At 35.3% G+C, this 12967-nt stretch carries 7 protein-coding genes; 6 read left to right on the top strand and 1 reads right to left on the bottom strand.

Annotation, left to right across the window (positions count from 1 at the left end):
• Nucleotides 1-221 precede the first annotated feature (221 nt).
• The 4 genes from nrdA to H3T56_RS05100 all read left to right on the top strand — a co-directional run bounded on the left by nrdA (nt 222) and on the right by H3T56_RS05100 (nt 7967).
• On the top strand, nt 222-2507 hold the full coding sequence (nrdA, locus tag H3T56_RS05115) for a class 1a ribonucleoside-diphosphate reductase subunit alpha (protein ID WP_198192188.1): 2286 nt from the start codon (nt 222-224) through the stop codon (nt 2505-2507).
• Between the two features lie 126 nt (nt 2508-2633).
• Nucleotides 2634-3764, top strand: a complete 1131-nt coding sequence (gene nrdB, locus H3T56_RS05110) for a class Ia ribonucleoside-diphosphate reductase subunit beta (protein WP_065577674.1) — start codon at nt 2634-2636, stop codon at nt 3762-3764.
• A 589-nt stretch (nt 3765-4353) separates the two neighbouring features.
• Entirely contained in the window at nt 4354-7017 is a 2664-nt protein-coding gene (gene glnD, locus H3T56_RS05105; RefSeq protein ID WP_198192187.1) for a bifunctional uridylyltransferase/uridylyl-removing protein GlnD, read from the top strand.
• 26 nt (nt 7018-7043) lie between these two features.
• Nucleotides 7044-7967 (top strand): AEC family transporter, encoded by a 924-nt coding sequence (locus H3T56_RS05100; protein WP_065577615.1) that lies wholly within the window; start codon nt 7044-7046, stop codon nt 7965-7967.
• 79 nt (nt 7968-8046) lie between these two features.
• On the opposite strand, the gene H3T56_RS05095 is transcribed toward H3T56_RS05100, so the two are convergent.
• Nucleotides 8047-8715, bottom strand: a complete 669-nt coding sequence (locus H3T56_RS05095; protein ID WP_198192186.1) for an HD domain-containing protein — start codon at nt 8713-8715, stop codon at nt 8047-8049.
• A gap of 343 nt (nt 8716-9058) precedes the next feature.
• Here H3T56_RS05095 and mprF point away from each other — a divergent pair, with 343 nt between their 5' ends.
• Both mprF and H3T56_RS05085 read left to right on the top strand, forming a co-directional pair.
• The gene (mprF, locus tag H3T56_RS05090; protein ID WP_198192185.1) at nt 9059-11662 is read left to right on the top strand and encodes a bifunctional lysylphosphatidylglycerol flippase/synthetase MprF; all 2604 of its coding nucleotides are present in this window, start codon (nt 9059-9061) and stop codon (nt 11660-11662) included.
• Nucleotides 11663-11666: 4 nt separating this feature from the next.
• Entirely contained in the window at nt 11667-12947 is a 1281-nt protein-coding gene (locus H3T56_RS05085; RefSeq protein ID WP_198192184.1) for a virulence factor family protein, read from the top strand.
• The last annotated feature ends 20 nt before the right edge of the window (nt 12948-12967 follow it).

The raw sequence follows: 12967 nt of genomic DNA, 5'->3' as shown, positions 1-12967 counted from the left end.
TTCTTTTATACTACCTATCATTATCGTTTTTACTATCAAAAACAAATTCAAAAAATATTATCCGTAGTTATTGATTTTCGTTAATAAATTCCCGATCAATGTTTATTATACATACTACATATAGTAATAAAATGATTAATAGGCACTATATATTGTATATTTTGACAAATATCAATTATCATACGTTTCATTAAAACATAAAAATGGATGATAAATGAATAATGAACAAATCAATGCTAGTAACTAAACGTGATGGGAAAAAAGAACCTATCGATCTTGATAAAATCCACAAAGTAATCACTTGGGCAGCAGAAGGATTAGATAATGTATCTGTCTCTCAGGTTGAATTACGTTCACATATTCAATTTTATGATGGTATCCGTACTTCGGACATTCATGAAACTATTATCCGTGCAGCAGCTGATCTTATCTCTCAAGATGCGCCTGATTATCAATATTTAGCTGCCCGTTTAGCTATTTTTCATTTACGCAAAAAAGCCTACAATCAATTTACACCACCATCACTTTATGAACATGTAAAAAAACTTGTTGCTAGCAAACGCTATGACAAACACCTTCTTGAAGATTATACTCAAGAAGAATTTGAGCAAATGGATAAAATAATCGACCACTGGCGTGATATGAATTTTTCCTATGCAGCAGTCAAACAACTTGAAGGCAAATATTTAGTTCAAAATCGCGTAACTGGCGAAATTTATGAAAGTGCTCAATTCTTATATATCTTAGTTGCAGCGTGTTTATTTGCTAACTATCCAAAAGAGAGCCGTTTAAATTATATTAAACGTTTCTATGATGCTGTTTCGACCTTTAAAATTTCATTGCCGACACCAATTATGGCTGGTGTCCGTACTCCTACTCGCCAATTTAGTTCGTGTGTATTAATTGAATGTGATGACAGTTTAGATTCTATCAATGCCACAGCTGGTGCGATTGTAAAATATGTCTCACAACGAGCTGGAATTGGCGTGAATGCGGGTCGTATACGAGCATTAGGTAGCTCAATTCGTGGTGGTGAAGCCTTCCATACCGGTTGTATCCCATTTTATAAATATTTCCAAACTGCAGTTAAATCATGTTCACAAGGTGGTGTTCGTGGTGGCGCAGCTACAGTATTTTATCCACTCTGGCATTTAGAAGTTGAAAGTTTATTAGTACTACGTAATAACCGTGGTGTTGAAGAAAACCGAGTACGACATTTAGATTATGGTGTACAAATCAATAAATTAATGTACCAACGTCTAATTAAAAATGAAAACATCTCTTTATTCAGTCCATCTGATGTACCGGGTCTTTACGATGCTTTCTTTGCCGACCAAGACAAATTTGAAGCTCTTTATCATCAATATGAACAAGATGTTAATATTCGCAAACGCGTAGTTAAAGCAGTTGAATTGTTTTCATTATTAATGCAAGAACGAGCATCAACTGGCCGAATTTATATTCAAAATGTTGATCATTGTAATACTCATAGTCCATTTAATGCTCAACTAGCGCCAGTACATCAATCCAATTTATGTATGGAAATTGCCCTACCAACTAAACCACTTAATAATGTTAATGATGATAAAGGTGAAATTGCACTTTGTACGTTATCTGCTTTTAATTTAGGTAAAATTGAATCTCTTGACGATTTTGAAGAGCTAGCTGATTTAACCGTTCGTGCCCTAGACGCATTGCTTGATTATCAAGACTATCCGATTCCGGCAGCTAAAACGTCATCAATAAACCGCCGCACATTAGGTATTGGTGTAATTAACTATGCCTATTATTTAGCTAAACATGGAGTTAAATATTCTGATGGTAGTGCCAATAACTTAACCCATCGCACATTTGAAGCAATGCAATATTATTTATTAAAAGCATCAAATAATTTAGCTAAAGAAAAAGGTGCCTGCCCACTATTTAGTGAAACAACCTATGCTCAAGGTATCTTACCTATTGATACTTATAAACAAGATATCGATACACTTACTAAAGAACCATTACATTATGATTGGGAATCTTTACGTCAATCAGTCAAAACTTATGGTTTACGTAATTCTACTTTATCAGCATTGATGCCATCTGAAACTTCCTCACAAATATCAAATGCCACTAATGGTATTGAGCCACCACGCGGATATGTCAGTGTTAAGGCGTCAAAAGATGGTATTTTAAAACAAGTGGTACCTGAATATAAAAAATTAAAAGATTTATATGAGTTACTTTGGCAAATACCAAATAATACAGGTTATTTACATTTAGTCGGTATTATGCAGAAGTTTATTGATCAATCAATTTCAGCCAATACTAATTATGACCCAACTAAATTCCCTAATGATAAAGTACCGATGAAACAGCTATTAGCTGATTTATTAACAGCTTATAAATATGGTGTAAAAACCCTTTATTATCATAATACACGAGATGGTGCCGAAGATATTCAAGGTGATATTGAAGTCTCATCAAGTGATGATGGTTGTGAAGGCGGAGCATGCAAAATTTAATTGTTCTGCTTAGCCCTAAAAATAAAAGTAGCGGATAACAACTGAGTTATCCCTACTATTCCGACTTTTTACTTATCTGCCCAGTAAAAAGCTTAGCAAATTTCTGTTAGGAGTTCGATTATGAGCATGAATTACAGCACCTTCTCACACGTCCATAATGATCAACTTAAAGAGCCAATGTTTCTTGGTCAACCGGTAAATGTTGCTCGTTACGATCAACAAAAATATGAAATGTTTGAAAAGTTAATTGAAAAACAACTTTCTTTCTTTTGGCGTCCTGAAGAGGTCGACGTATCGCAAGATCGTATTGACTATGCAGCGCTCCCCGAACATGAAAAACATATATTTATTAGTAATTTAAAATATCAAACTCTGCTCGATTCTATTCAAGGTCGAAGTCCAAATGTGGCGTTATTACCATTAATTTCTATTCCCGAACTCGAAACATGGGTAGAAACTTGGTCATTTTCAGAAACGATTCATTCACGTTCATACACCCACATTATTCGTAATATCGTTAATGATCCATCGGTTGTATTTGACGATATTGTGACTAATAAAGAAATTCAAAAACGGGCTGGTGATATTGCAGGCTACTACGATGAATTAATTAGTTATGCTAGTTATTATAATTTGTTAGGTGAAGGTAAACACACTGTCAATAATCGAACTATCACTATTGATCTACGAGAGTTAAAAAGACGACTTTACTTATGCCTAATGAGCGTTAATGCACTTGAAGCGATTCGTTTTTATGTGAGTTTTGCTTGCTCATTTGCCTTTGCTGAACGTGAGTTAATGGAAGGTAATGCTAAAATAATCAAACTGATTGCCCGTGATGAAGCCCTTCATCTCACCGGCACCCAATTTATGATCAACACACTACGAAGCGGTGAAGATGATCCAGAAATGGCCGAAATCGCCAAAGAGTGTGAACAAGATTGTTATGACCTCTTCTTACAAGCCGCTAATCAAGAAAAAGAATGGGCTGAATATCTATTTGAAGGTGGTTCAATGATTGGTTTAAACAAAGATATTCTTTGCCAATACGTTGAGTATATTACCAATATTCGTATGCAAGCAGTCGGCCTCAAATTACCATTTGAAGTAAAATCGAATCCAATTCCATGGATCAATAACTGGCTTGTTTCTGATAACGTACAGGTTGCGCCACAAGAAGCAGAAATGAGCTCATATTTAGTTGGGCAAATCGATTCAGAAATTAGTGAAGATGATTTAAGCGATTTTACCTTGTAATTATTAATCGCAAAAACCCCTTTCCTCAAATTTTTTTTATTAAAGGAACCTTATCGGTTCCTTTAATTTTATTAATCCATTATGCATAGCAATTATTGCTTCTACATTAAACTATCAAAGCATAATTTAACTAGATTTAAAGCCTTATTGACGTCAATTCATCTGCCATAATTTTTAAGCCACTTTGATAGCAAACACTCGCTTCAAACATGTCGTCAATGTATCATTTGGTAGCCAAATTATTACAACACTTGTTACTCAAGATGATATTATCGCTAGAACTGAACATGTTATTTAAACGCCAAATAATCGACCTTTATCTACTAACTAAACCACTCAGTGAGTTAATTGAATAAAAAATCAAACTTACCCGATTTAATACTCTTATTTACCCTCAATAAATCATATTTGATGGTATAGACTCCTCAATTATTTTTACAAAAAATATTCACTCATCAATTTTAAAATTACTAATGGATTGAATAAAACGTTATTGCTTAATGTTATTGTATAAAAACTGTTGTCATTCCAGCTTGACACTGCTTTAAAATCGGTGGACGATATAACAATTCGATTTTGCTAATTTGATATGATGACTATGACTGATGCGCATTTGTTTTATTCTATATCTCCGCTTGATTTTAGTGATGATCAAATAACTGTCCCCTATCTAAAACAGCAACTAAATGCGTTTCAACAATGGTCAGTGACTCAGTTTAAAAATAACGCCGATATTGATGACTTAGTTCATCTGCGCAGTCAGTTTATTGATCAGCTACTTCAACGATTATGGCATTATTATCAAATTCCTGAACAAGTTTCATCGCTGTTTAAACAAAATCGCATTGCACTAATTGCAGTTGGTGGTTATGGTCGAACCGAACTTCATCCATTATCCGATATTGATATTTTGATACTAAGTGATAACTCACTAACCAAAGAACTGGAAAAACAAATTGGTGATTTAGTCCGTCTACTTTGGGATCTGCATTTGGATATTGGCCACAGCGTTAGAACATTAAAAACCTGCTTGCAAGAAGCTAAAAATGATATCACTATCATGACAAACTTAATTGAATCAAGATTAATTGCCGGAAGTGAGTCATTACTTAATAAGCTCCGCAGTGAAATTTTTAGTGATAAAATCTGGCCTTCTCCTGCTTTTTATCAGGCCAAAATGCAGGAGCAACAAGAAAGACACCAACAATATCACAGCACTACCTATAATTTAGAGCCAGATCTAAAAAATAGTCCGGGTGGTTTACGTGATATGCAAATCATTCAATGGGTTGCAATTCGACATTTTGGCGGAGAGTTTTTAAAAAAAATTGCCCAGTTTGACTATTTAACGCCAGAAGAAGTGGCCGAATTTAAGACTTGCCGCAAATTTTTATGGCGCATGCGCTTTGCGCTTCACTGCGTGATCAACCGCTATGACAATCGTTTATTATTCGATCGTCAACTAAGTATCGCTAAAATGTTGGGCTATAGTGGTGAAGGCAATACACCGGTTGAAAATATGATGCATGATTATTATCGTGTTGCACATAATATTACCGAACTCAACCAAATGCTTTTACAACTATTTGATGAGTCATTATTAAAACGTTATTCATCACAAAAGACCTATGATATTGATCAACATTTTCAAATCAGAGGCAACCTAATTGATGTTAAACATAGCAGCGTGTTTACTGATAACCCGCTTATGATCCTCAATCTGTTTTATACAATTTTGCTTAACCCGCAAGTTACAGGATTATATTCAAATACAATTAGGCAACTTCGTTCTGCGCGGCGAAAGCTCACTTATTTACTTAGTGAAACGCCAGAAGCAAGAACATTGTTTATGAAAATCATCAAACATCCGGATGCAATTAAAAAAGCTATTTTACCAATGCATCAATATGGTATTTTGGCAGTGTATATCCCTGGTTGGCAACAAATCTCAGGCATGATGCAATTTGATCTTTTTCATGCTTATACGGTAGACGAACATACTATCCGCTTATTGCTAGAACTTGATCGTTTAAAAACCGAAGTGGGTAAAGAAAAACATCCTAATAGTTCAACAGTATTTGCCAAACTATCTAAACCTGAACTACTAGTGATAACCGGATTATTTCATGATATCGGCAAAGGTCGACATGGTGATCATTCGGAAATAGGCGCTAAATTAGTCGAATCTTTCTGTCAATTACATGAACTCGATGCGAAAGATACCGATTTGATTGTTTGGTTAGTTCGTTATCATTTATTGATGTCGGTAACTGCGCAAAGTCGAGATCTCCAAGATCCCGATGTTATTCGCGAATTTATTCAATTAGTAAAAAGCAAACGACGTTTACAATATTTACTCTGTTTAACGGTTGCCGATGTTTGTGCCACCAATGAAACCTTATGGAATAGTTGGAAGCAGAGCTTAATGCGTGAGCTCTACTTAACCGCTAAACGATCATTTGATTCTGGCATTCATCAAATACCAGAACAACGAAGTATTGCTCGTCAACATAAACAGCAAGCACTAACTGAGCTGCTGGCACAGAATTACGATGAGCAAACGATAAAAAACCTTTGGCAAGATTATCGCGTCGATTACTTTTTGCGCTATAGTGCTGAACAGATCGTTTGGCACGCTCAACTATTATTAAATCATGATTTGAGTCAAACATTAGTTTCGATTAATCCCAATCCATATCATGGTGGCAGCGAAATCATCATTTACTCATCTGATAGACCTTTTTTATTTGCCGCAGCATGTAATGCGTTAAGTATGTTAAATTTGAGTATTCATGATGCATTGATTATTACCAATAAAAATGGATTTGCATTAGATACCTTTATTGTGCTTGAACCTAATGGACAAATTGTGCCAGAAAATCGACACCAAGATATTATCCAAGCGCTGCATAAAGTACTACATCAATCGGTCTACAAAGGTGTGACAATAAAACCCGCTAAACAGCGACTACGTTCATTTTCTGTACCAACACAAGTCAACTTTATTTCGTCATTTAACGAAAATCAAACTTATATGGAACTCATTGCGCTTGATAAACCAGGTTTACTTGCTTGCGTTGGTGAAGTGTTTGCAAAATTAGACTTATCGCTAAGCAGTGCTAAAATAGCCACAATTGGCGAACATATTGAAGATCTGTTTATTCTAACCGATAAACACAATAAAGCCCTTGATGATAACACCTGTCAAAAACTAACCGAATCGATAGTTGAAACTATTGATTCAATAAATTAATCAACCAAAAAGTTAAAGTTAAAATTATGCAATTTTTCCTTATTTTGTTTCCTATTTTTTGTATTTTTATTGTTGGATTTATTGGTCAAAAGATTCTTAATTTTGATGTTGCTAATCTTTCAAAAATGTCGCTATATGTGTTATCGCCCTTTTTGGCATTTAAAACATTTTATACGCATACCTTAACCAGCGATTATTTAATCTATATTGCTTATCTTATTGGACTCTGTTTTTCCTTGGTAGTTATTGTCAGCATCTGGTCAATGATAATGAAGTATTCGGTCAAACAACGCTGTGCAATGATTTTAAGTTCGTGTTTTATGAACAATGGTAATTATGGTACACCTGTATTACTGGTTTTTTTTGGCACGATCGGTTTTGATCTAGGTGTCATAATGATGGTGTTACAACAATTTGTTATGAGCACTGTTGGCATCTATTATGCAGCCAAAGGCAGTACACATAGTGATATTGTCAGTCAAAAAGATGTTATTAACAAAGTAATTAGAATGCCGGTTGCCTATGGAGCCTTTGCGGGTATTCTTTTCCAACTGTGTCAAATACCATTATCAAAATCGATTATGACTTCGATTAGTATGATCGGTGATTCTTCCATTGTGATAATTATGATTATTTTGGGCATGCAATTGGCCAAAATCAAAATTAAACAACTTGATTATCCAAAACTTTCTTTTGCTTTAGTAACGAGGATGGTTATATCACCGCTGGTCGCTTTTGCAATGGTCTATTTTATGCCTATTACTCCAATGGCAAAACAAATCCTTATTGTTCTAGCGGCAATGCCAAGTGCTGCCAATACCACACTAATGTCAGTTCAATTTGATACTAACCCAGCACTGGTATCAAGTGCTACTTTAGTCAGTACTTTATTGAGTTTAATTACATTACCAATCGTACTCTCTTTAGTTGGTGCTCCAATTCCTTTTTAAATAGAAGCGATGCATCAAAGAGTTTGAAAATCAGCTAGCTAAATCCTGATTAATCGTCAGGATTTAGTTTTGATAAAATTTAATCGTTACTCAGCCACTCTTGCTCAAATTGATTAACAAATTCAACTAAAATTTTATGCCGTTGTTCGGCGATCTGTTTAGCTGTGTCAGTATTCATCATCTCTTTGAGTAAAAATAACTTTTCATAGAAGTGATTTATTACTGTATTTGGCTGTTTATAATTGTCTTCATTAAGTTTCGTTCGCGGTGGAATGTTTGGATCGTGCATAATATTATGCTTATTACCACCATAATAAAAAGTACGGCCAATACCTATTGCGCCAATAGCATCAAGACGGTCAGCATCTTGAACTATTTGTCCTTCCAACGATAACTCGTTTTTTTGTGAAAGATTTTTCCGATAAGACATATTTTCGATAATAGCAAAAATAGCATTAATCTCGTTAGTGGTTACCTTTAATAATTGCAGATAATCACGCAATTCAATTATTGCGTTATCAACATTCTCAACCACTTTCTCATCAATGACATCATGTAAGTAAGCGCTCATCAATACAATAAATGCATCTGCTTGTGGCTGATCATTAAGGATTTTTTCGGCTAATTTTACAACTCGTTCAATATGCGCCATATCATGACCGGAAAAATCATGCGAAAGCTTTTGTTGAACAAATAGTTTAATCGAATTAAGAATTAGTTGTTGTTGAGCAGTTATTCGGTTGGTCATTTTATTAGGCTTAATTAAAAATGGTAATGATAGATTATATTTTATCGAGATATTATGTATATTACCGCAGTTAAAATCTAACCGCTATTGATGGTTTTAATTAACACTTTATAAGTCAGACATTTATTCTTGCATAAAACCACCAAAATCAATTTAAAATGAGTTAAAAATCATATTTAATATCATTATTGATGATTGTTTAGACTTATTTATCAAAAAATTCCTTGCATTTAATGTTTTTTTTATATTTTTTTTAATTTCTTTCGATTGTTTTCACTAATTGCGAAAGGTAGAATGCTCTAATCACAATTTATTATCAATGCAAATAACTGGAGTTGATTAAGTGAAAATATCAGCACGCAAAGTTTTGCCTTGGCAACTTATAGAATGTTTCACTCGATATCGTCAATTTATCGCTCTACTATTTGGCCTCACTATTTTTTGTATCGCACTGGTTGTGTGTTGGCATTTATTACAATCAATTAATCTTAGCGATTTACAATCGGCTCTGCATAAACTGCCTTACCATGCAATTTTACTAGCATGTTTATCGGCGATAGCAAGTTATATTATGTTGATGGGTTATGAGTGGTCGGCTGCACGTTATGCAGGCGTTGATTTAAAACCATCGACAATAGCTACTGGTGCAATTTGTGCCTCCGCCATTGGTAATGCAGTCGGGTTATCCGCCCTATCCGGCGGTGCAATTCGTTGTCGGCTCTATTTTAAATATGGGTTAACCACCATAGATGTTGCTCGCATGTCGATTTTTGTTAGTCTTTCGTTAGGCCTTACATTACCCTTAATCGCCACAATTGCTGCATTAATACATATACAAAATACCATGCTAGCGCTACATATCTCGGCAATCACTATCGAATTAATCGCTAGTGTAGTATTGATCATTTATGCTGGTGTATTGTTATTTTTACATGCGCACCGATTAGCAGAAAAACCCAATAAAGATACTTGGCTATATCAAATTTTCCATTGGCAGATCCGTTTACCTAACTGGCAATTAGCCGGTGGACAATTTTTAATTACCTTAATCGATGCCATTTTAGTCGGTGCTATTCTCTATTTTTTACTCCCGAATCAACCAAACTTTATTACCTTTATCATGATTTATATCTTGGCATTAGTTGCTGGGGTACTTAGTCATGTCCCAGGTGGAGTTGGCATATTTGAAGCGGTTATATTAGCGGCATTTTCATCACAAATTAATACCGCATCATTAACGGTTGCATTAGTCATTTACCGTTTAATTTATATCATATTACCATTGATTCCTGCCGGAATTTTACTGCTAATTAACGAAGGAAAAAACTTTTTAACCGCACCACAAGTTAAAGAAACCGATACTGGTATTGCAGCAACGATTATGGCCGCCGCGGTATTTTTTGCCGGAGTAGTCATGATGTTTTCGAGTGTTACTCCTGGTTTTAATCATGATTTTGTCAGCACTTTTTTTCCGAAAAAAATTGTCAATTTTGCTCATTTAACCGCAAGTTTAATCGGGGTTTTATGCCTACTAATGGCAGTAGGATTACGCCGCAGACTTTACTCTGCATGGGGAATATCGGTTATATTATTGATAGTAAGTAGTATCTGCTCGTTGTTAAGAGGTTTACACTGGATCGAAGCAACTACATTATTAGTAATAGCCATACTATTAATCAATTTTAGGCATGCTTTTTATCGTAAAAGCCGATTAAGTATTTTGCCTTTTTCACTAAAATCCTTTGTTATCAGTTTTGGTTTAATTGCCTTATTTGTTTGGCTAATCTTATTTATTTATCAAGATATTCCTTATAGCCATGATTTATGGTGGCAATTTGAATTAGATAGCCGAGTTCCCCGAGCATTACGAGCAGCATTAGGTAGTTTTATCTTATTGAGTGGCGTAATGTTATTTTGGTCATTTAAACCGGCATTACCTATCTTAACGATTCCGACTGAAGAGGAATTAAGTGAAGCCTATCAAATCATGCTTAACTCAAAACAACCTGAAGGCGGATTAGCGATGAGTGGTGATAAGTCACTGCTCTTCAATCAATCACATACTGCTTTTATTATGTATGCAAGGCGAGGAAGAAGCATGGTTGCACTATATGATCCTATTGGTAATGATAGCGCTGCGCGGGCTGATTTAATCTGGGCATTTAGAGATCTTTGTGATCAACACCATTTACGTCCAGTTTTCTACCAAGTTAAAGCAGACAATTTACCATTCTATATGGATATCGGTCTTCGTATTGTCAAACTTGGCGAAGAAGCCTTAGTTAATTTAAAAGAGTTTGATTTAACTTCTAAGGGATATAAAGATCTTCGATATACTTGGAACCGAGGGCAACGAGATGGGCTTAGTTTAAGATTTTATCCACCGGGTACTGCACCAATTGATGAATTGAAAGCAGTTTCTGATGCATGGTTAAAAAACAAACATACCAAAGAGAAAAAATTCTCATTAGGGGCTTTTTCGCAGTCCTATTTAGATAATTTCACGATTGCCGCGGTTGAGTACCAAGGTCGCATTATTGCTTTTGTGAATTTATTAGAAACCAAGCAAAACTATAGTGCTAGTATTGATCTAATGCGAGTTTTACAAGATATTCCAAAATCGACCATGGAGTTTTTAATGGTTGGATTAATTTTACATTATCAAGAAAAAGGTTATCAGTATTTTAGTTTGGGAATGGTACCACTTGCCGGCATGCAAAGAAGACGTGGTGCACCAATGATCCAACGCTTAGGTGCATTAGTCTTTCGCCGAGGTGGCCGATTTTATAACTTCCAAGGCCTACGCCGTTTTAAAGAAAAATTTGCCACCCATTGGCAACCACGTTATATGGCGGTTCCGGCAGGACTTGATCCTTTGGTCGCCTTAATTGACACCACGATGTTAATTTCAGGTGGCAAAACAACATTAACTAACCAGAAGAACTAATCAAATGAAAAAAATCATACTTTATGTTTTATTATTCATTATTTTAGTATTCATTACATTTTGTATTGTTATAGGTTGGTACAATTATAAAAACCAACGAACTGCTTCGGTTAATACTGTTACAATTAATAAAAACTTTACTATCTTATCTGCTAGCCCTAGACAGTCAGCAGAAGCTTCAGCAATAATTGTTGCGACACAAGATAATCACTTTACTGCTAATCAATTATTAACCTTATCTGAATCAATGGGTGCTAAATTGGTGCAATTTGAATTACAGCCACAAGGAAGTTGTGCCGAACAGCAAACACGTTTCGAACAGGCACAGAAAATCTTAAATGAAGATAAGTTTGTTGTTGCCGGCATGCAAGAAGGTGCGGCTTTTGCTTATCGTTGGTTAAGCAAACAACAAGATGATGATGCTAAAGCTTTATCCATTGAGTTTACTTTAGATCATAAAGATTGCGACGCACCTTTACCTGCACAGGCCAGCCATGGAACATGGCAGGTTATTTGGAACAATCCACCTGATGAACAAGTGGCTATTTTTCCTCGCCAACAAAAACAGATTAAAGTAACCACGTCAATTGGTGAGTATCAAGCGTCACCAACTGAACTGTTAAGTTTACATTTATCTTCGATTTTATTTGGTGAGCATGAACCATTACCGGTGATTGAATTGCCAGCTAAAGGTAATCCTCAACATCCGAATAGTGTTACCTTTTATTATTCTGGTGATGGTGGCTGGCGAGATTTAGATAAAGTTTCAGCAGAATATATGGCTTCACATGGTTATTCGGTGGTTGGTGTCGATGCGTTAAAACTTTTTTGGCAACATCGCTCGGTTGAACGTAGTGCTAAAGATCTGACTTATTTAATGCAAGAATACCGTGATAAATGGGGTGTGAATAAATTTGTACTAGCGGGTTATTCTTTTGGTGGTGACATTTTACCAGCACTATATAATCGCTTATCCAAAGTAGATCAACAAAGTGTGCAAGCATTGATCATGGTTGCTTTTTCTAAAGATGCTAATTTTGAAATAGAAGTCAGTGGTTGGCTGGGACAATCTGGCGATGAAATGAAAACAGCAGCAGAGGTTGCGCAGATTCCAGAAAAGAAATTATTTTGTATCTATGGTGCAGAAGAGAAAGACGATAGCGGTTGCCTACAACCGGAGATGAAAGGCGAAGCATTTCAACTACCGGGTGGCCATCATTTTGATGAAAATTATCAGCACTTAGGGCAAATTATTATGCAAGCTATCGACAAACGTATGCAATAAATGTGGCAGTTTAGGTAATA

Source organism: Gilliamella sp. W8123, from assembly GCF_016101085.1.
GTDB lineage: Bacteria > Pseudomonadota > Gammaproteobacteria > Enterobacterales > Orbaceae > Gilliamella > Gilliamella apis.
This window is presented reverse-complemented; position numbering and strand designations above follow the sequence as displayed.